At 62.9% G+C, this 24,730-nt stretch carries 23 protein-coding genes and 2 pseudogenes; 12 read left to right on the top strand and 13 right to left on the bottom strand.

The window, feature by feature from the left end:
• The first annotated feature begins 17 nt into the window (after positions 1 to 17).
• From FJ938_RS12425 to FJ938_RS12405, 5 genes are read left to right on the top strand one after another with little or no spacing between them, the layout of a single operon-like run.
• Positions 18 to 2,993 carry a molybdopterin-dependent oxidoreductase gene (locus tag FJ938_RS12425; RefSeq protein ID WP_140694166.1) on the top strand — a complete coding sequence of 992 codons (2,976 nt, stop codon included), beginning with the start codon at positions 18 to 20 and terminating at the stop codon, positions 2,991 to 2,993.
• Positions 2,990 to 4,531: a 6-hydroxynicotinate reductase gene (locus tag FJ938_RS12420; protein ID WP_140694057.1), complete on the top strand. Its 1,542-nt coding sequence runs from the start codon at positions 2,990 to 2,992 to the stop codon at positions 4,529 to 4,531. Before FJ938_RS12425 ends, FJ938_RS12420 begins: the two co-directional genes overlap by 4 nt.
• Positions 4,531 to 5,415: a UPF0280 family protein gene (locus FJ938_RS12415; protein ID WP_140694164.1), complete on the top strand. Its 885-nt coding sequence runs from the start codon at positions 4,531 to 4,533 to the stop codon at positions 5,413 to 5,415. The genes FJ938_RS12420 and FJ938_RS12415 overlap by 1 nt, the downstream gene beginning before the upstream one ends.
• A complete protein-coding gene (locus FJ938_RS12410) occupies positions 5,408 to 5,992 on the top strand; it encodes an amino acid synthesis family protein (protein ID WP_140694054.1) in 585 nt (194 codons plus the stop codon). Before FJ938_RS12415 ends, FJ938_RS12410 begins: the two co-directional genes overlap by 8 nt.
• Positions 5,989 to 6,450: a MarR family transcriptional regulator gene (locus FJ938_RS12405; protein WP_140694051.1), complete on the top strand. Its 462-nt coding sequence runs from the start codon at positions 5,989 to 5,991 to the stop codon at positions 6,448 to 6,450. Before FJ938_RS12410 ends, FJ938_RS12405 begins: the two co-directional genes overlap by 4 nt.
• A gap of 259 nt (positions 6,451 to 6,709) precedes the next feature.
• Here FJ938_RS12405 and FJ938_RS12400 read toward each other — a convergent pair whose 3' ends face one another.
• The 3 genes from FJ938_RS12400 to FJ938_RS12390 are packed head-to-tail and all read right to left on the bottom strand — an operon-like array spanning position 6,710 to position 10,592.
• Positions 6,710 to 7,678 carry a substrate-binding domain-containing protein gene (locus FJ938_RS12400; RefSeq protein WP_140694048.1) on the bottom strand — a complete coding sequence of 323 codons (969 nt, stop codon included), beginning with the start codon at positions 7,676 to 7,678 and terminating at the stop codon, positions 6,710 to 6,712.
• On the bottom strand, positions 7,675 to 9,009 hold the full coding sequence (locus tag FJ938_RS12395) for an ABC transporter permease (RefSeq protein WP_140694045.1): 1,335 nt from the start codon (positions 9,007 to 9,009) through the stop codon (positions 7,675 to 7,677). Before FJ938_RS12395 ends, FJ938_RS12400 begins: the two co-directional genes overlap by 4 nt.
• A complete protein-coding gene (locus tag FJ938_RS12390) occupies positions 9,006 to 10,592 on the bottom strand; it encodes a sugar ABC transporter ATP-binding protein (RefSeq protein ID WP_140694042.1) in 1,587 nt (528 codons plus the stop codon). Before FJ938_RS12390 ends, FJ938_RS12395 begins: the two co-directional genes overlap by 4 nt.
• Positions 10,593 to 10,816: 224 nt before the next feature.
• On the opposite strand from FJ938_RS12390, the gene FJ938_RS12385 reads away from it, so the two are divergent.
• The gene (locus FJ938_RS12385; RefSeq protein WP_140694162.1) at positions 10,817 to 11,836 is read left to right on the top strand and encodes a LacI family DNA-binding transcriptional regulator; all 1,020 of its coding nucleotides are present in this window, start codon (positions 10,817 to 10,819) and stop codon (positions 11,834 to 11,836) included.
• A 15-nt stretch (positions 11,837 to 11,851) separates the two neighbouring features.
• Here the strand turns inward: FJ938_RS12385 and FJ938_RS12380 are convergent, their stop codons facing one another.
• The 5 genes from FJ938_RS12380 to FJ938_RS12360 form a co-directional block, all read right to left on the bottom strand.
• Complete coding sequence (locus FJ938_RS12380; RefSeq protein ID WP_140694039.1) at positions 11,852 to 12,643, bottom strand: inositol monophosphatase family protein; 792 nt, start codon at positions 12,641 to 12,643, stop codon at positions 11,852 to 11,854.
• A 127-nt stretch (positions 12,644 to 12,770) separates the two neighbouring features.
• Positions 12,771 to 13,772, bottom strand: coding sequence for an LLM class flavin-dependent oxidoreductase (locus FJ938_RS12375; protein ID WP_140694036.1), 1,002 nt, complete (start codon positions 13,770 to 13,772; stop codon positions 12,771 to 12,773).
• Entirely contained in the window at positions 13,769 to 14,602 is an 834-nt protein-coding gene (locus FJ938_RS12370; RefSeq protein ID WP_140694034.1) for an arylamine N-acetyltransferase, read from the bottom strand. The genes FJ938_RS12375 and FJ938_RS12370 overlap by 4 nt, the downstream gene beginning before the upstream one ends.
• Before the next feature lie 71 nt (positions 14,603 to 14,673).
• Positions 14,674 to 15,843 carry an AI-2E family transporter gene (locus tag FJ938_RS12365; protein ID WP_140609886.1) on the bottom strand — a complete coding sequence of 390 codons (1,170 nt, stop codon included), beginning with the start codon at positions 15,841 to 15,843 and terminating at the stop codon, positions 14,674 to 14,676.
• A gap of 168 nt (positions 15,844 to 16,011) precedes the next feature.
• Complete coding sequence (locus FJ938_RS12360; protein ID WP_140694031.1) at positions 16,012 to 17,073, bottom strand: LLM class flavin-dependent oxidoreductase; 1,062 nt, start codon at positions 17,071 to 17,073, stop codon at positions 16,012 to 16,014.
• 281 nt (positions 17,074 to 17,354) lie between these two features.
• On the opposite strand from FJ938_RS12360, the gene FJ938_RS12355 reads away from it, so the two are divergent.
• On the top strand, positions 17,355 to 17,783 hold the full coding sequence (locus FJ938_RS12355; protein ID WP_140609884.1) for a DUF6481 family protein: 429 nt from the start codon (positions 17,355 to 17,357) through the stop codon (positions 17,781 to 17,783).
• 149 nt (positions 17,784 to 17,932) lie between these two features.
• Here FJ938_RS12355 and sugE read toward each other — a convergent pair whose 3' ends face one another.
• Together sugE and FJ938_RS30265 are read right to left on the bottom strand one after the other, a co-directional pair.
• A complete protein-coding gene (sugE, locus tag FJ938_RS12350; RefSeq protein WP_010912766.1) occupies positions 17,933 to 18,247 on the bottom strand; it encodes a quaternary ammonium compound efflux SMR transporter SugE in 315 nt (104 codons plus the stop codon).
• A 209-nt stretch (positions 18,248 to 18,456) separates the two neighbouring features.
• The gene (locus FJ938_RS30265; RefSeq protein WP_081294138.1) at positions 18,457 to 18,582 is read right to left on the bottom strand and encodes a hypothetical protein; all 126 of its coding nucleotides are present in this window, start codon (positions 18,580 to 18,582) and stop codon (positions 18,457 to 18,459) included.
• A 215-nt stretch (positions 18,583 to 18,797) separates the two neighbouring features.
• On the opposite strand from FJ938_RS30265, the gene FJ938_RS12340 reads away from it, so the two are divergent.
• From FJ938_RS12340 to FJ938_RS12325, 3 genes and pseudogenes are all read left to right on the top strand, one after another.
• On the top strand, positions 18,798 to 19,751 hold the full coding sequence (locus FJ938_RS12340; protein WP_140694028.1) for a cation diffusion facilitator family transporter: 954 nt from the start codon (positions 18,798 to 18,800) through the stop codon (positions 19,749 to 19,751).
• Between the two features lie 179 nt (positions 19,752 to 19,930).
• A pseudogene (locus FJ938_RS12330) lies at positions 19,931 to 20,334 on the top strand (GFA family protein).
• A 79-nt stretch (positions 20,335 to 20,413) separates the two neighbouring features.
• On the top strand, positions 20,414 to 21,226 hold the full coding sequence (locus tag FJ938_RS12325; RefSeq protein WP_140694025.1) for a class I SAM-dependent methyltransferase: 813 nt from the start codon (positions 20,414 to 20,416) through the stop codon (positions 21,224 to 21,226).
• A gap of 121 nt (positions 21,227 to 21,347) precedes the next feature.
• On the opposite strand, the gene dcd is transcribed toward FJ938_RS12325, so the two are convergent.
• Entirely contained in the window at positions 21,348 to 21,917 is a 570-nt protein-coding gene (gene dcd / locus FJ938_RS12320) for a dCTP deaminase (protein WP_140694022.1), read from the bottom strand.
• 494 nt (positions 21,918 to 22,411) lie between these two features.
• Positions 22,412 to 22,585, bottom strand: coding sequence for a DUF6471 domain-containing protein (locus FJ938_RS29905; protein ID WP_246673284.1), 174 nt, complete (start codon positions 22,583 to 22,585; stop codon positions 22,412 to 22,414).
• A gap of 10 nt (positions 22,586 to 22,595) precedes the next feature.
• On the opposite strand from FJ938_RS29905, the pseudogene FJ938_RS12310 reads away from it, so the two are divergent.
• Positions 22,596 to 22,793: pseudogene (locus tag FJ938_RS12310) on the top strand (transposase); the annotation flags it as partial.
• 10 nt (positions 22,794 to 22,803) lie between these two features.
• Here the strand turns inward: FJ938_RS12310 and FJ938_RS12305 are convergent.
• A complete protein-coding gene (locus FJ938_RS12305) occupies positions 22,804 to 23,793 on the bottom strand; it encodes a hypothetical protein (protein WP_140694019.1) in 990 nt (329 codons plus the stop codon).
• A 408-nt stretch (positions 23,794 to 24,201) separates the two neighbouring features.
• Here FJ938_RS12305 and FJ938_RS12300 point away from each other — a divergent pair, with 408 nt between their 5' ends.
• Positions 24,202 to 24,396: a hypothetical protein gene (locus FJ938_RS12300; RefSeq protein WP_140694017.1), complete on the top strand. Its 195-nt coding sequence runs from the start codon at positions 24,202 to 24,204 to the stop codon at positions 24,394 to 24,396.
• The last annotated feature ends 334 nt before the right edge of the window (positions 24,397 to 24,730 follow it).

The raw sequence follows: 24,730 nt of genomic DNA, 5'->3' as shown, positions 1-24,730 counted from the left end.
GACAAGCTCAGCCTGACATGAGCCCGGTGCTGCCTGACGTCAGCGAAACCCGGACCGATCCGGGCGGAGTTCCACCGGGCCTCGGCCTTGAGCGCGCCGACATTGCTTTCAAGGTCAATGGCGCCGCCGTCTCGGTCAATGTGCCGCCGCTGCGCCGGCTGTCGCAGGTCTTGCGCGACGAATTGCGGCTTACCGGCACAAAGGTCGGCTGCGACGCAGGCGATTGCGGCGCCTGCACGGTGCTGGTCGACGGCGATCCGGTCTGCGCCTGCCTGATGCCGGCGGCCTCGGCCGCTGGCGCATCGGTGACGACGGTCGAAGGACTGGCCAATGGCCGGCTGTCGGCGCTGCAATCATCTTTCCTCGCGCATGGCGCGGCGCAGTGCGGCATCTGCACGCCGGCGCTGCTGGTCGCGGCGACGGCGCTGCTGGAGAAAAAACCCAGCCCGACCGAGACCGAAGTTCAGGATGCGCTGGGCGGTATTCTGTGCCGCTGCACCGGCTACCGGAAGATCATCGCGGCGGTGATGGAGGCGGGGCGGTCCGAACCGTCGACCGACAGCGCTGCCCCTCATCCGCCTGCCGGCACCTTCTCCCCGTTAGGTGACGGGGAGAAGGGATTAGCCGCATCGCTGGCGCCCCCCTCTCCCCGTTCTTCACGGGGAGAGGGTAAGGGTGAGGGGCAGCGCCAACGTCAATTGTTGGATCTCGCCCTCAATCGCAGGATGCCCCTCTCGGGCCAGGCCGTCGGGTCCTCGCCGATCCGGCTCGACGGTGGGCCGAAAGTCACTGGAGACGAAAAATTCGGCGGCGATTCCTTTCCCGCCGACGCGCTTGCCGTGCTGGTGGTCCGTTCGCCGCATTATCATGCCAGCTTCGTCTTCGGTGACCTTGACGATTGGGCGAAGAGACATCCTGGTGTCGCCGGCGTCTTCACCGCAGCCGACATTCCGGGCAAAAACTGTTTCGGCGTCATTGGTCCCTTCGCCGACCAACCGGCACTCGCCGACGGCTTTGCCCGGCTGCGCGGCGAGGCGGTGGCGCTGGTCGCCGGGGAGCGCGAGGCCATCCTCGACCTCGATCTGTCGGATTTCCCGGTGCGCTGGACGGAACTGCCGCATTTTCTCCAATCTGGCGAAGCGCAGGCCGAAGGCGCGGTGCTGATCCATGGCAACCGCCCGGCCAACCTGTTGACCAAGGGCTTTGTCGAGCGTGGCGATCCCGAAGCGGCGCTCGCCAATGCAGCGGTCACCGTGTCGGGCGCGATCGACACTTCCTATGTCGAGCACGCCTATATCGAGCCGGAAGCCGGCCACGCCTATCTGGACGGCGACACGCTGGTCGTCGTCGCCTGCACGCAGGCGCCGTACATGGACCGCGACGACACGGCGAAGGTGCTCGGCCTTGCCGTCGACAAGGTGCGCATCGTGCCGACCGCGACCGGCGGTGGCTTCGGCTCGAAACTCGACGTCTCGCTGCAGCCGCTGATCGGCCTGGTGGCGCTGAAGACGGGCCGGCCGGCAGCCCTTGCCTACACCCGCAACGAATCGATGATGTCGACCACCAAGCGCCACCCGGCCGAGATGAAGGCGACCATAGGCGTGGATGCCGACGGCCGCGTCACCGGCATGGTTTTTGAAGGCGACTTCAACACCGGCCCTTATGCAAGCTGGGGGCCGACGGTGGCCAACCGCGTACCCGTACATGCATCCGGCCCCTACGCGACGCCCAACTACCGCGCCGAGGGCCGTGCCATCCACACCCATGGCCCGATCTCCGGCGCTTTCCGTGGCTTCGGCGTGCCGCAGGCGACCATCATGCAGGAGACGCTCTATGATGAGCTGGCCGGCAAGCTTGGGATGGACCGGCTCGATTTTCGCCTGAAGAACTGCCTTCGGAACGGCTCCGAAACGGTTACCGGACAGAGGCTGGAGTCTGGCGTCGGCATTGCCGAATGCCTCGAGGCCCTGCAGTCGCATTGGGGGCGCGCGACGGCGGACGCAGACGCTTTCAACAGTACCCATGCGGACATTAAGCGCGGCGCTGGCTTGGCGTCCTGCTGGTATGGCTGCGGCAATACCTCGCTGCCCAATCCGTCGACCATCCGGGTCGGCATCGCGGCTAACGGCGATGTCATACTGCACCAGGGCGCCGTCGATATCGGCCAGGGCTCCAACACCGTGATCACGCAGATCTGCGCCGACGCGCTCGGCCTGCCATTGGAAAATTTCCGGCTGAAGAGCGCCGACACGGCGATCAGCCCCGACGCCGGCAAGACTTCAGCCTCGCGCCAGACTTTCGTCACCGGCAAGGCGGCCGAGAAGGCCGGCCGCGCCTTGCGCGAAACCATTTTGCGCTACGCCAATGTCTCCGAAAACGCTTCGCTCCAGTTGGATGGTTCCGCCATCCTCATCCTCGATGGTGACGCCGCCCGCCGTATCGATCTCGCCTCCCTCGACGTCGATGCCGACGGCTTCGTCTTCCGAGCCGAAGGAACTTACGATCCGCCAACGCTGCCGCTGGATGCCAAGGGCCAGGGCAAGCCCTACGCCGTCTACGGCTATGGCGCGCAGATCGCCGAGCTCGAGGTGGACCTGAAGCTCGGCACGGTGAAGCTGATCAAGATCACCGCCGCGCACGATGTCGGCAAGGCGATCAACCCGCTGATGGTCGAAGGCCAAATCGAGGGCGGCATCGCGCAAGGCATCGGCATGGCGCTGATGGAGGAATACATTCCCGGCCGCACCGAGAACCTGCACGATTATCTCATCCCGACGATCGGCGACGTCCCGCCGATCGAGACCATCCTGGTCGAGGTCCCCGATCCCGAAGGGCCGTTTGGCGCCAAGGGGCTGGGCGAACATGTGCTGATCCCGACGGCGCCGGCGATCCTCAACGCCATCCGCCACGCCACCGGCGTTCTGGTCACAAAAATTCCGGCGACGCCGACGCGTATCCGCGCCGCCCTTCGCGAAAAGGAGGCACGCCCATGAGCGAGCTTGCCGAGCGCTTCGAAACCCATGAACCCGGCGAGAAGCTGGTGGCGGAGAAGATCCGCTGCGATGCCTGCCCGGTCATGTGCTACATCGCCGAGGGCCGCACCGGCGCCTGCGACCGCTACGGCAATGTCGACGGCCGCATCGTGCGCATGAACCCACTGACCATCCTCGACCATGCGGCGGAAACCGGCATGGCCATTGTTCCTTTCGTCGCCGAGGGCGAGGCATGGGACGGCGAATTGCTCAACACCGGCCGCCGCTTCGTCACCGCGATCGGCGCTGGCACGACCTATCCCGACTACAAGCCGGCCCCCTTCATCGTCAGCCAGGAGGTCGAGGGCGTCGACCTTGTCACCGTCGTCACCGAAGGTATTTTTTCGTACTGCGGCGTCAAGGTGAAGATCGACACCGACCGGCATATCGGGCCGGAAACCGCGACTGTTCGGGCCGAAGGCGAAGCGATCGGCCATGTCACCACGGGCGAATACGGCTCCCAGATGCTGTCGCTGGGCGGCGTGCATCATTTGACCGGCGGTTCCAAGGCGGAAGGCCGGGCCACTTGTGACGCGCTGCTCAATCTGTGCAACCGCAAACCGGTGGAACTCGCCATTGACGGCGGCGCCATCATCATCGTCGAAGCCGGCAAACCACCTGTCATCGACGGCAAGCAGGAACACCGCATGCGCGTCGGTTGCGGCTCGGCCACGATCGGCATGTTCGCCACGCAGTGGCGCGGGCTGGTCGACGAGGTTGTGGTGGTCGACGATCACATCACCGGCGTCGTTTCCGAGCATCAGGCCGGCAAGGTGCTGGGCTGGCAGGATACGGGCATAAAGATCATCGGCCGCCGTTCGACGCCCGGCCGCTACTTCAAGGTCTCCGAGCCCGGTCTCGGCTGGGGCGGTACCAGTATTTCCGACCCGCTGTCGATCCTCGGCGCGTGGAACGCCGGGAAGGGCGCACGGCCGGGCCTGTCGCTGCTGATGGTTTCGACCACCGGCGAGCAGTTTGCCTATTACGAACTCGACGACGATCTGAAGCCGGTCGAGAAGCCGTTTCCGGAGCGGCTGCGGAAGTCGGTCGAGCTGATCGAGGACAATTGCGAACCGGCGCTGTGCACCGTGCTGTTCATCGGCGGCGCCGGCGGTTCGCTGCGCGCCGGCGTCACCGAAAACCCGGTCAACCTCACCCGCTCGGTGCAAGGCCTGAAGACCTATGTGACGGTCGGCGGCGCGCCGGTCTATGTCTGGCCTGGCGGCGGCATCACGCTGATGGTCGATGTCACCAGAGTGCCGGAAGGCGCCTTCGGCTATGTGCCGACGCCGGCGCTGGTGGCGCCGATCGAGTTCACCTTGCGCCGTGACGATTACATCAGGCTCGGCGGCTACGAGGCCGAAATCCGCAGCGTCGGGGATATCGTCGCCAAGGGCGGCGAATATCTCAATCCTCGCCAAGGCGCGGGCGCGCCCGCCGGCAATCCATGGCCGCCGCTGGCGCAATTGCGGCGCGCCGCGTCGAACGGGACCGGATGATGGACGGCCCGCAAGCGCATTGGCTGCAGGATGGCAAGCGGCTGCATCTCCACCATGGCCCGATCGACCTGATCGTCGAGGCGTTTGGTGAGGCGCAGGAATGCCGCCTGGCCTATGAGCAGGCCGTCGCGCGCTTCCAGACGATCCTGATCGAGCTGGTCAGAGAGCTTCCCGAATTGCGGCTGCCGGCCTTCTTCTTGCGGCCGCGCGCCTTTGACGGTCCGACGGCGCGCCGCATGGAAGCGGCCGTGATACCCTTGGCGGAGTGCTTCATAACACCGATGGCGGCCGTTGCAGGATCGGTAGCCGACGAAATGCTCGCCGCACTGCTTGCCGGCCGCAGGCTCGATCGCGCCTATGTCAACAATGGCGGGGACAGCGCTCTCCACATCGGCAAGGGCCGGTCTATAGGTTTGGCCGTCGCCGGCACCGGCAATGGCATGGCCGACCGGATCACCATTCGCGCGGAAGATGGCGTTCACGGCGTCGCCACCAGTGGCTGGCGCGGCCGTTCCTTCTCGCTTGGCATTGCCGACGCCGTCACAGTGCTCGCGCGGACCGGCGCCGAGGCCGATGCGGCGGCGACGCTCATTGCCAACGCGGTGGACCTGCCGGGCAACCCTGCCATCAGCCGCGTGCCCGCACGTGAACTGTCGCCCGACAGCGATCTTGGCGCGCGGCTGGTGACGCAAGGCGTCGGCGCGCTTGCACCTGGCGAGGTGGCGCGGGCGCTGGACAATGGTCTTGCCGTCGCCGAAGATTTTCGCCGGCGCGGCCTGATTGCCGGATCGGCGCTTTTTCTTGGCGGCGAAGCCCGTATCGGTGGCTCCGTCTCGCTCGCCGCACCCAACAAGGATGAACGGAAGGAAGTTGCCCATGCCTGAGTTTCCAGTCCGCAAGATCGCGGTGCTGAGCGAGGAGATCTTTCATGATGGCGGGCCGGTGGCCGAAGTGCCGCGCCGGCGTGCCGCGGCAATGGCCGTGGTCAAGAACCCGTTCGCCGGGCGTTATGTCGAGGATTTGCAGAGCGCCATGGACGATCTGAAGCCGCTTGGGCTGCTGCTCGCCGATCGGCTGATCGCAGCCCTCGGCGGCGACGTGAAACAGATCGACGGCTACGGCAAGGGCGCCATCGTCGGCACATCAGGCGAGCTGGAACATGGCGCGCTCTGGCATGTGCCGGGCGGCTACGCCATGCGCGAGCGGCTCGGCGACGCCAAGGCGATCGTGCCGTCGGCCAAGAAGGTCGGCGCCTTCGGGTCAAGGCTCGACGTGCCCCTCGGCCATATCAACGCCGTCTATGTGCGCAGCCATTTCGACGCCATGGAAGTGGGCATCTGCGACGGGCCGCGCCCCGACGAAATCCTGTTCTGCCTCGCCATGACCTGCGGTCCGCGCGTCCACAACCGTATGGGTGGCCTGGCGGCCGAAGATATCAAGGCTTGGGACGGGCTGCGGTGAGCGGCGAGGACAATCTGCTCAAGCTGGTCGAGGTCGATGAGGCCGACGATCACGATTACCGCCTGCAGGAGCAGGTCGGCTTTATCCTGCGCAAGGCGCACCAGCGCCACGTCTCGATCTTCGCCGCGCATATCGCCGACCTGACGCCGCCGCAATTCGCGGCACTGGCCAAGTTGCGCGATGTCGGCGAGACCTCGCAGAACCAGCTCGGCACACTGATCGCCATGGATGCGGCGACGGTGAAGGGTGTCATCGACCGGCTGAAGGCACGCGGCCTAGTCGAACTCTCCAAGCATGACGTCGACAAAAGGCGGCTACTGGTCAACCTGACCGCCGAAGGGCGCGACGCGATCGATCGCCTGATCCCGCTGGCCCGCGAGATCACCAGGGAAACGCTGGCGCCGCTCTCGGCCAAGGAGATCGCCACCTTCATGAAGCTGCTGGCGAAACTGGCTTGAGAGCAGACTTACAGGCTGCAGAGGTTGGTTGGACGAGGCATCCGCGTCATGCTGTCGGCGTCCGTGCACCCATGCAATCGGTCTATTCTGTTACCTATGTTTCCGGTCGGACACCGGACACTTCTCCCCGTATGGTGACGGGGAGTTGAGAAAGTGGTCCGCGCAGCGGTCGAAAAGCCAATTGCTTGGCTTTTCGAACGATGAACGCCCGGCTGGGGGATGAGGGCAGCGCCAACCCATTCCACAAGCCCTCACGACCTCACAGGCCGTTATCCTTCAGCACCTTGGCGGCGTTTTCTTTGGTGATCTTCTCGGTGGGCAGCGTGATGGTCTTTTCGACCTTCTCGCCTTTGAGGAACTTGATCGCCTGGCGCAGGCCTTCGGCGCCGGGAGTCACATAGGTGAAGGTCGCCGTCAACTCGCCCTTGTTGACCAGCTGCACGCCTTCATTGGGCAGACCGTCAATGCCGATGAACTTGATGTCCTTCTCGCGGCCGGCATCCTTGGCGGCGAGATAGGCGCCGTAGGCCATCGGATCGTTGTGACCGTAGACGAGGTCGATCTTCTCGTTATTGCGCAGCGCGGTCGCCATGATGTTGTACGCCTGGTCCTGCTTCCAGTCGCCCGACTGCTGGTCGAGCAGGTACTTGATGCCCGGCTCCTTGTCGGTGAATTCGTGGAAGCCGTCATGGCGGTCATGCGCCGGCTGGGTGCCCATGCCGCCCCAGATCTCGACGACGTTGCCCGCCGCCTTGCCCTTGCCGCCGAGCAGTTCGACGGCATATTCGCCGGCCGCGCGGCCGATCAGCTTATTGTCGCCGCCGACGAACTGGGTGTAGTCCTTGGTGTCGACATTGCGGTCGAGCACGAATACCGGGATCTTGGCGTCGATGGCCTGCTGCACGACGCCCGTCAGGCCGGCGGATTCCTTCGGCGACACCAGCAGCGCGTCGACTTCCTGACGGATCAGATTCTCGACATCGGCGACCTGCTTCTCGGTCTTGTCCTCGCCATCGGTGACGATCAGCTCGACGTCCGGGTGCTTGGCGGCTTCGGCCAGGATGTCCTTGTTGAACTGGGCGCGCCAGGGCTCGATGGTCGTCACCTGCGAGAAGCCGATCTTCCACTTCTTGTCCTGGGCGAAGGCATGGCCGGTGGAGAGCAGCGCGGTGGTGGTCAGCAGTGCCGCGCCGAGGGCGGCAAGCTTCAGCATGTCACGTCGTTTCATTTCTTGTTTCCTCCGAGATTGAGAGACGGGGTCTCTTGTGACGGCCGCTTCACGGCGGCCGTTTCCTTGCGCGCCGCTTGCCCGCGCCAGACAGACGCAGGTACCAGGCGCAGATAGGCCAGGAGATCACCGGCATTGCGCTCCTGCACGAGCACGGTGCCGATGATGATCATTCCCTTCAGCACCAGCTGAAGGTTCGAGTTGATATTGTGGAGCTGCAATATGTTGGAGAGTAGCCCGAAAATCAGCACGCCGCAGAAGGTGCCGGTCAGACTGCCCCGGCCGCCCATCAGGCTGGTGCCGCCGATGACCACGGCGGCGATGGCGTCGAGCTCCAGCCCGGCGCCGGCATCCGGCTTGCCTTGCCGGTACTGCGCCACATAGAGCACGGCGGCGATGCCGGCGAGCAGGCCGGAAACGGCATAGGTGGCGATCTTGACGCGCCCGGCGGCGATGCCTGACAGCCGGGCCGCCTCCTCATTGCCGCCGATGGCGTAGACGTAGCGGCCGAACGGGGTGAAGCGCAGCACCGCGCCATAGATCAGGATGGCGCCGAGGAAGAACAGGCCAGGCATTGGGATCACGCCGAACACCAGCGAGCGCAGCATTTCGAAATCTGCGGTCGCATTCGAGCCGGTATAGACGGGCAGCACCGCGTTGTTCTGGCCGGCGGTGAGCCGGGCGATGCCGAGTGCGGTCACCATCATCGCCAGGGTGACGATGAAGGGCTGCAGGCGCCCGCCAACGATAATGAAGCCGTTGACGGCGCCAAACAGCAGGCCGACGCAGGGCGCCACCAGCAGCACGCCGAGCACGCCGAATTTGGGTTCGATCTGCGGCAGCAGATACCATAGGGACAGACAGCACAGGACCACGCCGACGATGGCCGGCGTAATCAGCCCCCGAGCGCTGTCCAGCCGGATATCGCGCGCGGCGGCATCCGGACCGGCGCGGGATTTCTCCAGGTTGAGGAAGATGAAGCGGGTGATGGCGAAGCCAAGGCAAAGCGCCACCAGGGCAACGGTCGGCACGCCCAGCACGACACCCGGCGTCACGCCCGGCACCGTCAGCAGCATGGCGCAGACCACCGAGCAGATGGCCATCAGCGAGCCGACGGAAAGGTCGATGCCGCCGGTGATGATCACCGCCGTCATGCCGGTGGCGATCAGCCCGGTGGTCGACACCTGGCGCAGGACGTCGAGCAGATTGCCGTAGGACAGGAAGATGTTGTTGCCCTTGGAACTCACCGGCGAGCCCAGCACGCCGATCAGGAAGATGGCGATCAGGCCCCAGTAGAGCTTGGTCCGGGACAGGAGCTTCAGGGCAGTCATGCGGCTGGTCTCGACAGGGTGCGGCGCGGCGCAGCGAGACGCATGATGGCCTCCTCGCTTGCCGCCTCGCGGGAAAGAATGCCGGTCTGGCGGCCGTCGGCCATCACCAGGATACGATCCGAGAGATGCAGCAGTTCCGGCAGCTCGGAGCTGATGACGGCGATGGCCAGGCCTTCGCGCGCCAGCCTGAAGATCAGGTCGTAGATTTCGCGCTTGGCGCCGACATCGATGCCGCGCGTCGGTTCGTCCAGCAAAAGCACGCGTGGCCTGGTCGCCAGCCACTTGCCGATGACGACCTTCTGCTGGTTGCCGCCCGACAGCGTGCCGGCCGGCTGGTCGATGTCCTGGCAGCGTATGCCGAGCGCCTTGACCGCCTGCCGCGCCAGCCGCTGTTCGCCGGCCAGCGAGCGGATGCCGAAGCGCGCCAGCGATCCGACCAGCGGCAGCGCCACATTGTCAGTGATCGAGGCCTGCAGGTGCAGGCCTTGCGTCTTGCGATCCTCGGTCACCAGCGCGATGCCCAGCCGCCTTGCGTCGCGCGGCGAGCGGATGTTCACGGGAGCGCCGTCGAGCCGGATCTCGCCGCCGGTCCGGCCATCCCCGGAACCAAAAATCGCCTCCATGATCTCGGTGCGGCCGGAGCCCAGCAGACCGCCAATGCCGAGGACTTCGCCTGCGGCAAGATCGAAGCTGACGTCGTCGATCACCTGCCGCCAGCCCTGGCGGTCGGGCTTCGACAGCGACAGATCGCTGACCGAAAGCACAGTCCCGCCGCCGATATCCCGCTCGCCTTGGGAGGATGCGAGCAGGTCCCTGCCGACCATCGCCGAAATGATGGCATTCTCGTCAAGCTCGGCCATCGGTCGCGTCAGCACATGGCGCCCGTCGCGGAAGACGGTGACCCGGCTGGCCAGATGCATGACCTCGTCGATACGGTGCGAGATGTAGACGATGGCGACACCGCTGTCGGCAAGCTGGCGGATGATGCGGAACAGCCGCTGGCATTCGGCCGGCGACAGCGCGGAGGTCGGCTCGTCCATGATCAGGATGCGCGCCGACATCGACAGCGCCTTGGCGATCTCGACCAGCTGCTGTTCACCGACGCGCAAGGCGCCGACGCGGGCTTCGGGATCGAGTTCGATGCCGAGCCGCTGCAACAGGGCGCCGGCGGCACGGCTGCTCGCCTTGCGGTCGACGATCAGCCCGGCGATCAGCTTCTCGCGGCCGAGAAAGATGTTGTCGGCGACGCTAAGCTCCGGCACCAGGTTGAGCTCCTGGTGGATGATGGCGATGCCGGCATCCTCGGCGTCGCGCACGCCGGCGAAGCTGACCGGCCGGCCATCGACGCTGACCGTGCCTTCATAGCCGGTATAAACGCCGGAGAGGACTTTCATCAGCGTCGACTTGCCGGCGCCGTTTTCGCCCATCAAGGCGTGGACCTCGCCGCCGCGCAGGTCGAAGCGAACATCGCTAAGCGCTGCGATGCCGCCGAAGCTCTTGGAAATATGCTCCGCGCTCAGAACCGTATCTGGCTGGTCCGCTGGCGCGTTATGCCCCGGGGAAAGGGAACTGCTGTGCTCCATGACAAATGGCGGCCTCCCTTCCGTCTTCGTCAAATTCGAACCGAACGCTAATCTAAACGTTTCGATCATGTCAAGCCGCTATCTGAACAAGGCAGGATTGACTCTTTTCAATTCTTGCGAAAAACCTTGATACTCCGTAGGTATAGCGAACTGGCACGGGCGAAACGTTTCGAAAAATGGCATCATCCAAGCGGACGCGGCAGCGGAAATCCACGGCACCGACGATGCTGCATGTGGCGGAAGCCGCGCGTGTCTCGGTCGCCACCGTTTCGGCACTGATCAACGGCACGGCGACCGTCAGCCCGGAGCTCAGCCAGCGCATCGAACAGGCGATCCGTGATATCGGCTACAAGCGCAATGCGATCGCCCGCAGCCTCAAGATGGGCACGACACGCACCATCGGGCTGACCGTGCCGCACATCACCAACCCGTTCTTCACCGATGTCGTCTCGGTCATCCAGCAGGCGTTCGACCGCGCCGGCTATGCGGTCATGCTATGCTGCACCGATGAGGATTTGAACACCCAGGACGACCAGATCAGACTGTTGCTCGACCGCATGGTCGACGGGCTGATCGTGGCGCGCGTCGGCGACGGCGCGATCCTCAAGGGGATCGTCGATGACGCCAAGGTGCCGGTGGTGCTTCTGGACCGTATCTGCGAGGGCGTCGACACCGATACGGTGGTTCTCGACAACCAGCGTGCCGTGTTCGATGCCAGCACCTATCTGATCAATCTCGGTCACCGGCGCATCGGCTACATCACCGGCACCTCGGACATTTCGCCCATGCATGACCGCATGACGGGATACCGTGAGGCGCTCCAAGCCGCCGGACTGCCTGTGGCCGAAGAGCTGGTCCGCTCCGGCAATTTCCACGAGATCGACGGCTATAACGCGACAATGCAGCTGCTTTCGCTGCACGACCGGCCAAGCGCGATCTTCTCGGCCAACAACCCGATGGTGATCGGCACCATGAAGGCGATCCGCGACATCGGCCTCTCCTGCCCGGAAGACATTTCGGTTGCCTGCTTTGACGATTTTCCGTGGTCCGATGTGTTCCAGCCGCAGCTGACCACGGTGGCGCAACCCGTGCAGGCGATCGGCGAACAGGCGGCCAATCTGCTGCTTGATCGTCTCGCCGGCAACCGTGATGCGCCACCGCGCAAACTGGTGCTCAAGGGCCGGTTGATGATCCGCAATTCGTGCCGGCCGCTGGGGGCGGTTGTGCAGAGCGTGAGTGCCTGAACGGCCGATGGCAAATCAGGGCCAGGTATCGGAACAAAGCGCCTGCAACTTCGAAAAGACGTCCTTGCCGCCCGTGATGATCTTTGTTCCGCTCCGCAGCACCGTCTTCGGATCCGCCTTCAGAGCCGTGCCGCCGGCCTCCTCGATCAACAGCATGCCAGCCAGACAGTCCCAGGCGTTCATGTGTTCTTCCACATAGCCAAGCAGCCGGCCCGACGCCACATAGGCAAGCATCAGGGCGCCGGACGCGTTGCGGAAGAAGACGCAGCCTTCGGCGAGGATCTTCTTGATCAGCACCGCGATGTTCTCGGCCTCGGCCCGATTCGAGAATCCGGTCCCCACCGACCCCTCTTCGAGGCTAGTGGCCGCACTGGCCTTGATCGGCCTGCCGTTGACGAAAGCGCCGCCGCCGAGGCTTCCGTGAAACGTCTCGCCGGTCGAAGGCTCGTGGATGACGCCGGCAACCGTCTCTCCGTCCCGGGCGCAGGCGATCACCACGCACCAGGCCGGAATGCCGCGCACGAAATTGGCGGTACCGTCGATGGGGTCGATCACCCAGACGTAGCCTGTCGCGCCGGCGACCGGGGCATGCTCCTCGCCGACGATGCCGTCTTGCGGATAGTCGGCGGCAATGGCGGCGCGGATGAACAGCTCGACCTCGCGGTCGGCTTGCGAGACCAGGTCCTGATGGCCCTTGCTCTCGATGGTCAGGCTTTCCAGATCGCGGAAGTATTTCAGTCCGAGTTCGCCCGCGCGACGCGCCAACTCGATGGCGAATTGCATTCGCGCGTCACGGTCATTTTTCACGGGGCGGCGCTCGATCCTGAGGGAGACAGCCTGCCTTAGCAAAAGGATCCCGTCCGCAAAAGTGCCCAAGAACAATTCCGGGAGAACAGTGCAATGCTCCCGTCCGGAATTGCGCGGAAACAAGGAGTTAGGCTGCTTCCGCCAGGGATTTGTGGGCCTCGGCCAGGATTTCGAACGACCGCAGGCGGGCGGCATGATCGAAGATCTGCGCGGTGACCATCAGTTCGTCGGCGCCGGTGCGACGCACGAACGCATCGATGCCTTGCCGGACCGTTTCGGGAGAGCCGACGACGGCGCAGGACAGCGCCTGGCCGAGCATGGTCTTGGCCATCGGGTCGAGATCGCGGTCATAGTTCTCGACCGGCGGCGGCAATCTTCCCGGCCGGCCGGTGCGCAGATTGACGAAGGCCTGCTGCAGCGAGGTGAACAGCAATCGTGCCTCGGCGTCGGTGGGTGCTGCAAAGACATTGAGGCCGAGCATGACATGCGGCTTGTCGAGCTGGTCCGACGGCTGGAAGCGCGAACGGTAGATGTCCAGTGCGTGATCTAGCTCCGCCGGCGCGAAATGCGAAGCGAAGGCGTAGGGCAGGCCGAGCATGGCGGCGAGTTGCGCGCCGTAGAGACTCGATCCAAGAATCCAGATCGGCACGTTCTGGCCTTCGCCAGGCACGGCCCTGAGGCGCTGGCCTTCCTCGGCCGGCAGGAAATAGCCCATAAGCTCGACGACATCCTGCGGGAAATTGTCGACGCCGGCCTCGAGGTTACGGCGCAAGGCGCGCGCCGTATTCATGTCGGTGCCGGGTGCCCGGCCGAGACCGAGATCGATACGGCCGGGAAACAAGGCGGCCAGCGTGCCGAACTGCTCGGCGATGACCAGCGGCGCATGGTTGGGCAGCATGATGCCGCCGGCGCCGACGCGGATGGTGCGGGTGCCGCCGGCGACATGGGCGATGACCACGGCGGTGGCGGCACTGGCGATGCCCGGCATGTTGTGATGTTCCGCCAGCCAGTAGCGCTTGTAGCCCAGCTGCTCGGCATGGCGGGCGAGATCGAGCGAGTTGGCCAGCGAGTGCGAGGCATCGCTGCCTTCGACGATCGGAGACAGGTCGAGAACGGACAGTTCGGTCATGCAGTGATCTCCACGATCTTCTTCTTACGCACCCTGGCCTCGAAGGCCTCGCGGTCGGGAATGATGATGCCGAGATGGTCTTCCAGCGTGTCGGCGAGTTCGGCGGCGGTGGCTATGTCCTTCTGCTCGCTGCGGCCGTCAATGTGATGGATCGACAGCTTGGCACCGCGCAACGCGAAACGTCGGTCGGGCGCGGCGCGCGCCGCCATGACGGAGGTGAGGAAATGCGATGCCGGATTGGTCGACAGGAAGTAATTGGTGACGGAATAGTCGACCTCGTATTGCGGCTGCAGATCGAAGCGGTAGAGCGAGCGCCAGTCGCCGCCGATGGCGGCCTGCAATCGGAAATGATCGTCCGCTTCGACGATGCGGAACGTCTCATGCGGGGTTTTCTGTTCCGTGCCGGGATCCAGCAGCAGGGGGGCCGTCAGGGTCAGGCCACCGAAGCCGACATCGGCGATGTAGGTCTTGCCAGCAAGCTGGACCCGCAAAAGCATATGGCCACGCGCCGTGATGGCGTCCTCGTCCTGACCCCAGAGCACGCGCGCGGCTAGCCCGCCGACCTCGAAACCCAGCGCCTTCAGGGCATGCATGAAGAGGAGATTGTGCTCGAAACAATAGCCGCCGCGCCCGCCAACGACGATCTTGTCCTGCAGCGCTGCAAGATCCAGACGGACCGGGCGGCCAAGAAACGGATCGATGTTCTCGAAGGGGATTGCCTGCGGGTGGAGGAAATGAAGCGTCTTCAGCATGTCCAGCGAAACATCCCTGGACCCGGCATGGCCGATGCGTGCGAAATAGGCGTCGAGGTCGAAGGGAACATCACTCATCGGAAGGGCACCGGCCATTGTCCGAGCGGATATAGGCATTCAGTCAGGATGCCGCAAACACGGCGCGCCGCTCATGCGGCGGCCTTGCTGTCCTCCTCGACGGGTTCGTCCTCCACCACGGCGGTCTGTTGCGCGGCGAGAAAATTGCCGACATGGCCGAGCCCCTCGAAATGATCGCAGAACACCTTGATGACCACCAGCAGCGGTACAGCCATCAGGGCGCCAACGAAGCCCCACAGCCACGACCAGAAGGCGATCGCGATGAAGATCGCCACCGCGTTGATCTCCAGGCGCCGGCCGACCACCATCGGCGTCACGAACTGGCCTTCGACGATGTCGCAGAGCAGCACGAAGGCCGGTGCCAGAAGCGCGTAGGAAATGCTGTCGAAGCTGATCAGCGCCATCACCGCGACCAGCACGATGGTCAGCAGCGCGCCGACATAGGGCAGGAAGTTGAGCAGCGCCGCCGCGACGCCCCAGACCAGCGGGTTGGGCATGCCGAGTGCCCACAGGCCAAGGCCGATGACGGTGCCGAGACCCGCGTTGATCATGGTGACGGTGAGCAGATAGTGCGAGATTTCGCGCTCGACGTCATAGACGACGCGCAGCGCCCGCTTCTTCTCGGTGAGGCTGGCGAACGACTGGATGATCTTCTCGTAAAACATCGTCCCCGAGGCGAGCAGGAACAACGACAGCACGAAGATGATGGTGAGGCTGGTTCCCGCCGACAGGATGTTGCTGGCGGCGGACGACAGAATGCCGGACTGGGCGACCGCGACCTTCTGTATGTCGGGTTCCTGGGAAGTCTCGGTCAATTGCTCGATCTGATGCGAGATCTGCATGACTTTTTCGAATGGACGGCGCAACTGCGCCAGCCGTTCGGTGAGTTGCTGGCCGATGGACGAGGTGTTGTTAATGAGGTCGATGATCGGGCTGGCGAGCAGGTAACCGGCGCTGGCGAAGACGCAGATCGAGAGCAGCACCAGAAGGGTCGCCGAGGCCACCTCGGGAATGCCGTGCTTGCGCAAAAGCCGGACGATCGGCGTCAGTGTCAGCGCCAGCAGGAAGGCCAGAATGACGGGCATGAAGAAGGCGCGGGCGAAATAGAGCGCATAGACGGTCATGAACGTGAAGATGCCGACAAGCAGCAATCGCATCAGATGCGTGTCGGCGCGGGCCTCGACGCGCGGATCGTCCGATGCGGCTGTGCCTGCGCCCGAAGCGGCGGACTCGGTCTTCATACTTCCCCTTGCCTGCCACCCGGCAATGGACGCATGGCGGGCGCTGCCAAAACGCGGAGTTACGGGCAAGGTTCCATAAGCCGGCTTCGGAAGGCCGCGAGATCGTCGCGCAACAACCGCATAGAGTCCAAGCGGAGCGAGGCGCCACCCGGGCGGGACTTGCCGGATTCAGGCGACGGGCGACGCCACCGCCGGCGTTGATTTCGCCGTCTCCTTGCGCACGATTGGCGCCACCCTGGTGCCGTAGAGCTCGATCGCCTTCATGATCTTGGCATGCGGCATGGTGCCGATAGCCATCTGCAACAGGAAGCGCTCATTGTTGAAGATCTTGTGCTGGGCGACGATCTTCTCGGCTACCTGCTCGGGATTGCCGACGAAGAGCGCGCCGTTGGCACCGCGCGACTGGTCGAAATGCGCCCGCGATGTCGGGCCCCAGCCGCGCTCGCGGCCGATGCGGTTCATGACTTCGGCCTGCGGGCCGTAAAAATCATCGGCCGCCTGCTCGGTCGTGTCCGCGATGAAGCCATGCACGTTGATGCTGGTGGCAAGGCCCGCCGGATCACTGCCGGCACGCCTGGCAGCCTCACGGTAGAGGTCGAACAGCGGCGCGAACCGCGCCGGCTCGCCACCGATGATGGCGAGCGCCAGGGGCAGGCCGAGCGCGCCCGCGCGGGCGGCGGACTGCGGCGTGCCGCCGATGGCGATCCACACGGGCAATTTGTCCTGAAAGGGCCGTGGGTAGACGCCGCGATCGTTGATCGGCGCGCGCAGATTGCCGGACCAGGTGACCTTCACCTGATCGCGGATGGCAAGCAGCAGATCGAGCTTTTCGGCGAAGAGCTCGTCATAATCCTCCAGATTGTAGCCGAACAGCGGGAAGGATTCGATGAAGGAACCGCGCCCGGCCATGATCTCGGCGCGGCCGCCCGAGAGAAGATCGAGCGTCGCAAATTGCTGAAAGACGCGCACCGGATCATCGGAAGACAGCACCGTGACCGCGCTGGTGAGCTTGATGCGTTTGGAGTGCTCGGCTGCCGCCGCCAGGGCGACGACCGGCGCGGACGCGGCGTAGTCAGGCCGGTGATGCTCGCCAAGACCAAACACGTCGAGACCGACCTGGTCGGCCAGTTCGACCTCCTCGATCAGATTGCGCAAGCGCTCATGTGGTCCGATGGCGCCCGGGCCGGGCTGCGGACTGACGTCGGCAAAAGTGTAGAGACCGAGTTCCATGTCAATGTCATCCTGGTTTTCGGCGAATTCGGAGTTCGCGAGGGTGCAAAGCGGCGCGGGGACAGAACCGCCGCGCCGCTTTGCGTTTCGCTTCAGAGGTAGCGATCCGCCAGCCCCGTCGCCAGAGGGCGGACGGTGAACAGTGCATGCCGATTTCCGAAGGAAAGGCGTCTCCCGCGCGCAACAGCCCAGAAATTCATGGCTGCCATACCGTTTTGGCGCTTGAACTCTCGGTTTTCGCGCGTATGTAAGCCTCGCGAATTGACTTCAGGGAAGTGGACTTGGCTATCTACAGGGAAAAAGACATTTTCGAGCGGCGCAATGCCGCGAACGAGGCAAAGAAGGCGCTTCTGGAGCGCTTTAAGTCAAAGCCGGCAGCAGACGATCCCGCAGTGCTGGCGCGACAGGCCGAACGCAAGGCGATCCTTGCGGCCCGTGAAATACGCGAGGCCGAGAAGGCCCGGTTGAAGCAGGAAAAGCTGGCGCGCGAAGCGGCCGAGAAGGCTGAACGCGAGGCCGCCGCCGAAACGGCGCGCATCGCCGCCGAGGAAGCCGCCGCGGCTGAAGCGAAGATCCGCGAAGCCGAGGAGACCGAGCGCATCGCCCGACTGCTCGCCGACGAGGCCGAACGCAAGGCCAAGCGCGACGCGCGTTACGCGGCGCGCAAGGCGCGCAACGGCAGGGCCCCGCCCGGCTTTACCGGCCGCTAAGCGCGGCATTCGCCTCGAAGGCAGTGGACAAAGGGACGCGCCAAGGCGCGGCCTTTTTTGCGCTAGTCGGTCCCTGTCATTGGACGATGCCCGGCATCGACGTCAGGCGAGCTCACTTTCGAGCCAGGCCTTGAGGCGGGGGAACACCCTCAGGCCGCGAATTTCAGCCCCATGATGCCGCAGACGATCAGCGCGATGCAGGCGAGCCGGATCGCGGTGGCCGGCTCGCCGAGCAGCCAGATGCCGAGCAGCGCCGTGCCGACGGTGCCGATGCCGGTCCACACCGCATAGGCGGTGCCGACGGGCAGCGCCTTCAACGCCAGGCCGAGCAGGGTGAGGCTGACGATCATCGACGCGACCGTGAGCACGGTCGGAACGAGCCTTGTGAAGCCGTCGGTGTATTTGAGGCCGATCGCCCAACCGATTTCGAACAGGCCGGCGAAAAACAGAAAAGTCCAGGACATCGGAGACGCTCCATCCCGCACCGGACCGGAACAGATCCGATCCGCCGATGCGTGATCAACAGTGGGCGGGTCGTCCCGACCGAATTTTCGGAAAGGCGCGGGGTCGTCCCCACGCCGGAAACATAGGGTTGTCCAGACGCCCGATCACACCTGCCCGGCGGCATCGTCGAATACCGCCGGCGAGATCTCGCCGCGCCGGTTAGCCGAGACTACTTTTCCTTGATCCGCATCGCCTTGACCGGCGGCGCCTTGAGGGCCGGAGCGGCTGCGGGTTTCTTGGCGTCCTTTTTCGGCTTGCGGGCTTCCTTGCCAGCCTTCATCGCACCTTTAGCCATGATTCGTTCCTCCAATTGTGGTAAGTGAAGTGAAACAAGAGAAACGCCTCTAAGCAAGAGGGCTGTTTGCGGCCTTGCGCTCCGCGGATGCCTCAATCGGTTTGAGAGGGTCCGCGACGGGACCTGAACGCATTGGCTGTTCGTGCGTTCAGGATAGGTGTGGAGCTTGGGCGGACGGGGGGCTAAGCTCACGCATCGGCAACGGTGAGGAAACGATGGCCGGGCACGGCGGCTCAAAAACGGTCATCTATGCAGCGCTCGCCGGCAATCTGGCCATCGCGCTGACCAAATTCGGCGCCGCCTTGTTCACCGGCAGTTCGGCGATGCTATCGGAAGGCGTGCATTCGCTGGTCGATACCGGCAATGGCAGCCTTCTGCTCTACGGCATGCACCGTGCCGCGCGCCCGGCCGACCGCACGCATCCGCTCGGACATGGCCGCGAACTCTATTTCTGGAGCTTCATCGTCGCTCTTCTGGTCTTCGCGCTGGGCGCCGGCGTTTCGCTCTACGAGGGCATCACCCACATCATGGCGCCCGAGCCTGCCGCCAACGTCAAGGTGAACTATATCGTTCTCGGCCTGTCCTTCCTGTTCGAGGGTAGCTCCTGGCTGGTGGCGCTGAGGGAATTCCGTCGGCAGAAGGGCGGAGAAGGCTGGCTGGAGGCCGCGCAATCGAGCAAGGATCCGAGCGTCTATACCGTTCTGTTCGAGGACAGCGCTGCCCTTCTCGGCCTGACCGTCGCCTTTGCCGGCATATTGGCGGCGGAGCTGCTGGAGATGCCGGAACTCGACGGCGCGGCTTCGATCGGCATCGCGTTTATCCTCGGCGCGACGGCGATTTTCCTGGCCCGGGAAAGCAAGGGGCTGCTCATCGGCGAGCCGGCTTCACCCGAAGTGCAGAGACGCGTGCTGGAGATCGTCCAGCAGGACCAGGCGGTGCAACGGGCGAACGGCGTCCTGACCGTCCACATGGGGCCGGAAGAGATCGTTGCCGGCCTCAGCATCGAGTTCGAGGACCATCTGACCGCACCCGAGATCGAAGCCTGTGTCGAACGCATCGAGGCGCGGCTGAAGAAGGAGATGCCGGAGATCACGCGGTTGTTCGTCAAACCGCAGACCACCGGCACTTGGGAGCAGCGGCGCCAGGTGATCGAGGCGGCGTCAGACTAAGGCGCGTCGCGTGGAACGGATTCGTGCGACGGGCTTTAGATTCTTTGTTTTCATGCCTGTCGTTCTCCCAAAGCCGAGGTCACTTTTGGGCGACATGCATTGACCTTGCAGCAGCATTCCGCCGTTGCCCCGCCGCCTTGCTCCGCTAAGATTAGTGGATGAATTTTGGAGGAACGACGATGAGGATCGACGGCGGGTGCCATTGCGGCGCCATCACCTATGAAGCGGAGGTCGACCCGGAGAAGACCTCGATCTGTCACTGCACGGACTGCCAGCAACTGACCGGGACCGCATTTCGCGTACCGTTCCCGCGCCCGAGGATCACTACCGGATCACTCGGGGCACGCCAAGAATCTATATCAAGACCGGAGCAAGTGGCGCCAAGCGCGCCCAGGCGTTTTGCGGCGACTGCGGTTCGCATCTTTACGCGACGTCGGTCGGCGACGGTCCGAAGGTGTACGGGATTAGGGTGGGAACCGCGCGGCAACGCGAGGATCTCGTCCCGACACAACAGATATGGCATCGCTCGGCCCTGCGGTGGCTGCCGGAATTCAAGGTGACCACGATCGCGGAAGAGCGGTAGCCGCTCTTTTCGAAAATCGTATCCAAGGACCTGCAGGCATGTGCTAGGCTGTGCACCATAGACATGGTGGGTGATCGTCATGCTCGAAGCCGACAAGGTTTTTTCCGGCTCGATTCCGGAAAACTACGACCGCTACATGGTGCCGTTGATTTTCGAGCCGTTTGCCACGGATCTTGCACGACGAGCGGGGGCCTTGTCGCCCAGCGCCGTTTTGGAAGTCGCGGCGGGCACCGGGGTCGTCACCCGCGCATTGGCGCCAAAACTGTCCTCTGGCGCCAGCTATGTCGTGACGGACCTCAACCAGCCGATGCTCGACTATGCCGCTTCGCGACAGGCTCCCGACGGCCGTATCCGATGGCGCCAGGCCGATGCGCTTGCGCTGCCGTTTGAAAATGCGGCTTTCGATCTCGTTTGTTGCCAGTTTGGGGCGATGTTCTTTCCCAACCGCCTGTCCGCCTATCGTGAGGCGAAGCGGGTCCTCGAGCCCGGTGGGTATTTTCTGTTCAACGTCTGGGATCGCATCGAGGAAAATGTGTTTGCCGATGATGTGACCAATGCGCTGGCAAGGATTTTTCCGGACGATCCGCCGCGCTTTCTGGCACGCACGCCGCACGGCTATCACGATAAGGCGCTGATCCGCCGCGAATTGGAGGAGTCAGGCTTCTCCGGTGTTGTGATCGAGACGCGAGCCGAACAAAGCCGCGCATCCTCGCCGCGCATCCCGGCCGTCGCCTATTGCCAGGGAACCGTTCTTCGCACCGAAATCGAGGCCCGGGATCCAGGAAAGCTGGACGCCGCCACGGATTACGCTGCATCGGCGATTGCCGACAGGCATGGCAGCGGCGAGGTCGCCGGCAAAATCCAGGCACACATAATCATGGCTGCGGTTTAAAGCAATCCCCGGAAAAGCTTGGAGCGGTTCTTCGCCCGAAACTGCTCAAAAACAAGGAATTGGATTGATATCATGGAGCAAACTCACCCAAATATGATGATGTTTGCCATTCTATGAGGTGTTAACCCTTCTTTGCGCCAGCCATTTGGCCCGCAAATCGTCCTTTGTAACCTCGGACGGGCGTCCCTACGGTTTGTTCGAAAATTAACTGGCAGACACGCATGTCGACGCGAAGCCGAATAGGCATCACGTTATGGTTCACCATTTCCAGTCTGATTTGGCCCTTAAACCCAGCATGAATTGTAGGCGCCGTTAGATGAACGCCAATTCCTAGTCTCGCGAGGGAGCTCTTCCCTTCCACTCGCGCAGCAATTCTTGAGTTGTAAGGTAGTTCTACGTACTCTTTAGTCCAAGCGAGCAGCATTTCATGAGGTTGGAATTCGTAGCCCTTTATCTCGTCGATTTCGAATTCGGTTCCAAGCTCGGATAATACGTCTTCGTGATTAAAACCACTTGTTGCAGGATCGATGCATAGGCTGACGCCTATCTTCGGTTTCTTAAATATGGTGAGAGTTTTATCCAAAGTGAGGTCCAAGCTAGTTGAGCTATATTGGATCTCAGTTGGCGTCGGCTCTACTATTATCGCCTTACTTTCGAGAGAAATCTGGATCTCTCTATCGGTTAGTATCATAGCCCCTCCCTTTAAAGGCGGAGCGTCAGGTCACCAAGTTGTCAGGGACCCAAACCCGCCATGATCCGTTTAGTGTCTCGCGAGGCAATTCTACAAGATAACTATCATCACCTTGGTTAATTGGGTAGCCGATATCCAAAGTGTCGCCATCAAGTGCCCGGCGATGCACAACCAAGCGCTCCTCACCTCCGCTTGCAGTCTTTACAGACACCATTACTTCGCTCGGGTGACTGCCTCTCCCTACTGTTTGGACCTTGACCCTCATCTCTTTTCTCCCTTTTTGATTTTTTGCGAGTTGACCACCGCAATCATGATTCGTGAACCAGTCAGACACGATCTGGTCACATTCTCCTTGTGCGTGCCTTTCGAGTCACAGAGAACATAACAAGAACACTATGGTTCAATTAGGACACCTAAGCGAATCACAACGTGTTTCAAGTGTCGCTTGGTCGGGGTTAACGCCGCGTGTTGGCGGTTTATGAGTCGCCAGCGAATCAAAGTTCCAGGCTGACTTGCCGAGCGCCGATCGCATCCATGCACATCATAAAAAACGCGGCGGTGAAGCTCCCCCGGCTTATCTTGTTGGCCAAATTGCGCTCATTCTCATGCGCGCCCTTTGCTATCAGCTTCTCGGCCAGCGCCGCATAGGTTATGCCGCGCCGCTTCAACTCGCCTTTTAGAATTCGCCGCGCCGAGATCGGTATTCATCACCGCATCGCTGGCGACTATCTCGGCTCCTACGCCGCCGAGATGGCATGGCGCGAAGATAACCGCCGCGAAGCCAATGGCACTCAATACGCGATGGTTGTCAGCGCGGCAGGTGTCGCCCCGAAGTCTGGTCAGTGGTGCGGCTACTGGGAGCGTCGTGAAAAATGAGACGGCACCCTTACGGGGTCGCCTTCTTTTGCTCTTTCTTCAAAAAGATATCGAGATACTGACCAAGCTCGGCAAGCCCATCGGCGGACATGTTCTCCGGGAAGATCAGCGTCACGTCCCCCTCGTCTACGGGGAACACGGCCTTTCGTGAGCCCTTCTTGACCTCAATCGCCAAGGTGTTCTGACCAGAGCGAGCCACGATGTCGGCAAGGTGTTGCGGCATGGCCGGCGGCGTCTGTGCGGGGGAAGGTTCCATGATTTTGATCTCTCTTACTGGAATCCCCGACATCCCCTGATCGGTAAAAGCCCACTGGTTGTCGTCCGAAAAACCTAGGACGGTCGCGCCGTTCGGAAACTGGTCTACGCCTTGACTGGACCACTGGATCTTATCCCCGACCTTGATGTCGAGCGGTGGTTTTTCCGTGCCAGCATTATGAATCTCGCTGGCATTTTTGTCCACGGTTTTGTCAGGCCCGTACAGGCCGATGTATCTGGCTGTTTCCTTAAATTCGGCAAGCAACTCGGCCGCCGCATCTCTGTTGAAGTGGAGATCGAACATGAGAAAATGCACGACCGAACCATCCGAGGCCAACCCGGACGGATACTGCTCGTAGAGCGCCTTGTGCGCAGATGGGCTTAGGGCGACCTTCCGTAGAAGCTGCTTTTTCTCTGTGTCATCCTCTCGCTGGTCGAGCAGGATGCGGCGGGCGACGTCGGAGACCTTCACCTTGCGCTTGTCGTTCTCGCCTTGGACGTCGATAAGCCCATAGTACTTAAGAGTTGCAAGGGTCTGGCGACCTCCGCTGCTCTTAGCCCCATAGCCCCATGCCGCCGACGCCGATTCTAGCGGCGCGGCATACTCTCCCTCCCTGTCGTAGAGGGCCTTCGTCTTCTCCACGGCCTTCTGAACGCTGATGTAGGGATAGGCAGGACTGCGCCCGACCTTGCGCTTCTGCGCGGTCTTGGTCTCGGCACTCTTGGTCTGGCTCTGGTCCGACATTTTGCCCTCCGTTTCTAATCGTGCAGCCTCCATACAAGAAAAGGCTATCAAAGTCAAAAACAGAATATGTCTAACCCGCGGGCTTGCATTATGACCAAATTGCCGACAGGATGCACCGTGGAGATTCGTTCCCCACGGTGCATCGAGCAAAGGTAATCGGCATGGAACCCATATAGCTTGACCGCTTCCTGATCTGACGAGGTTTGCCGACCTGGTCAGTTTCAGCAGCCGCCGCTGGGCGGTAGGAGCCGGGGCGCGAATGCTCCGGTTCCACACTGGTCCGCGAATAATCCCGGATCAGAAACATGCGACCGAATATCGGCGCACGCACAACAGCAAGACAATGATTCATCTTCGAATCAACGTCAACCGGTATTCGGTCACACCCTTTTCGAGAAAGGAAAGGCAATGCACGACCGTAAGGTAACGCCGGACATGGTTCCGGTTATTAAATTGGCCCGTCAGAAGCGGATTCCGTATTCGTGGATTTCGGGCTACTACCCCGGCCTCAACTTTGGCCGGATTGCTGACGTGATGTCGGGACGCAAGTTCCCCGAAATCCCGCCGGCGGCAGAACTGCCCGGTGACTTCCCGCCGGCCTAGGCTATCGACTTCTTTTGTGGAAGGGGCGGTCCTAATATTGGCCGCCCCTTTTCAATTGCCAGAGCTTGTATGGCCCGAACATGTCGTGATCCTCCGTCCCAGCCGCATTCCAATCAGCCCATGGCCAATACAGACCTTTATGCAGGCGCCGATGCGCTTCCTTATCGTGGTGACTGTCGCTTCGTCGGCGGCTAGGCCACGGTCGGCAACCCACAGCTCGGTGTCTGGCGCGATGTCATCGGCGCGGTAGCTTCCCGCATGGTGTTGAGTACAAACCGCTTCACAGAGCCCTTCACGGCCCGGCGCTTGGTGACGTACTCTTTCAGCGGGAAAG

The sequence above is a fragment of the Mesorhizobium sp. B2-4-14 genome, from assembly GCF_006442155.1.
GTDB lineage: Bacteria > Pseudomonadota > Alphaproteobacteria > Rhizobiales > Rhizobiaceae > Mesorhizobium.
Note: the sequence above shows the minus strand (reverse complement) of the source record. Positions and strands in the feature narration are given on the sequence as shown.

Excerpts from the sequence above, each read along its gene's own strand:
- sugE (WP_010912766.1), bottom strand. The coding sequence starts at position 18,247 with ATGTCCTGGACTTTTCTGTTTTTCGCCGGCCTGTTCGAAATCGGTTGG.
- FJ938_RS12325 (WP_140694025.1), top strand. The coding sequence starts at position 20,414 with ATGCTCGAAGCCGACAAGGTTTTTTCCGGCTCGATTCCGGAAAACTAC.
- FJ938_RS30265 (WP_081294138.1), bottom strand. The coding sequence starts at position 18,582 with ATGGCTAAAGGTGCGATGAAGGCTGGCAAGGAAGCCCGCAAGCCGAAA.
- FJ938_RS12390 (WP_140694042.1), bottom strand. The coding sequence starts at position 10,592 with ATGGAGCACAGCAGTTCCCTTTCCCCGGGGCATAACGCGCCAGCGGAC.
- FJ938_RS12375 (WP_140694036.1), bottom strand. The coding sequence starts at position 13,772 with ATGACCGAACTGTCCGTTCTCGACCTGTCTCCGATCGTCGAAGGCAGC.
- dcd (WP_140694022.1), bottom strand. The coding sequence starts at position 21,917 with ATGATACTAACCGATAGAGAGATCCAGATTTCTCTCGAAAGTAAGGCG.
- FJ938_RS12415 (WP_140694164.1), top strand. The coding sequence starts at position 4,531 with ATGGACGGCCCGCAAGCGCATTGGCTGCAGGATGGCAAGCGGCTGCAT.
- FJ938_RS12400 (WP_140694048.1), bottom strand. The coding sequence starts at position 7,678 with ATGAAACGACGTGACATGCTGAAGCTTGCCGCCCTCGGCGCGGCACTG.
- FJ938_RS12365 (WP_140609886.1), bottom strand. The coding sequence starts at position 15,843 with ATGAAGACCGAGTCCGCCGCTTCGGGCGCAGGCACAGCCGCATCGGAC.
- FJ938_RS12395 (WP_140694045.1), bottom strand. The coding sequence starts at position 9,009 with ATGACTGCCCTGAAGCTCCTGTCCCGGACCAAGCTCTACTGGGGCCTG.
- FJ938_RS12300 (WP_140694017.1), top strand. The coding sequence starts at position 24,202 with ATGCACGACCGTAAGGTAACGCCGGACATGGTTCCGGTTATTAAATTG.
- FJ938_RS12370 (WP_140694034.1), bottom strand. The coding sequence starts at position 14,602 with ATGAGTGATGTTCCCTTCGACCTCGACGCCTATTTCGCACGCATCGGC.
- FJ938_RS12385 (WP_140694162.1), top strand. The coding sequence starts at position 10,817 with ATGCTGCATGTGGCGGAAGCCGCGCGTGTCTCGGTCGCCACCGTTTCG.
- FJ938_RS12410 (WP_140694054.1), top strand. The coding sequence starts at position 5,408 with ATGCCTGAGTTTCCAGTCCGCAAGATCGCGGTGCTGAGCGAGGAGATC.
- FJ938_RS12425 (WP_140694166.1), top strand. The coding sequence starts at position 18 with ATGAGCCCGGTGCTGCCTGACGTCAGCGAAACCCGGACCGATCCGGGC.
- FJ938_RS12360 (WP_140694031.1), bottom strand. The coding sequence starts at position 17,073 with ATGGAACTCGGTCTCTACACTTTTGCCGACGTCAGTCCGCAGCCCGGC.
- FJ938_RS12305 (WP_140694019.1), bottom strand. The coding sequence starts at position 23,793 with ATGTCGGACCAGAGCCAGACCAAGAGTGCCGAGACCAAGACCGCGCAG.
- FJ938_RS12420 (WP_140694057.1), top strand. The coding sequence starts at position 2,990 with ATGAGCGAGCTTGCCGAGCGCTTCGAAACCCATGAACCCGGCGAGAAG.
- FJ938_RS12340 (WP_140694028.1), top strand. The coding sequence starts at position 18,798 with ATGGCCGGGCACGGCGGCTCAAAAACGGTCATCTATGCAGCGCTCGCC.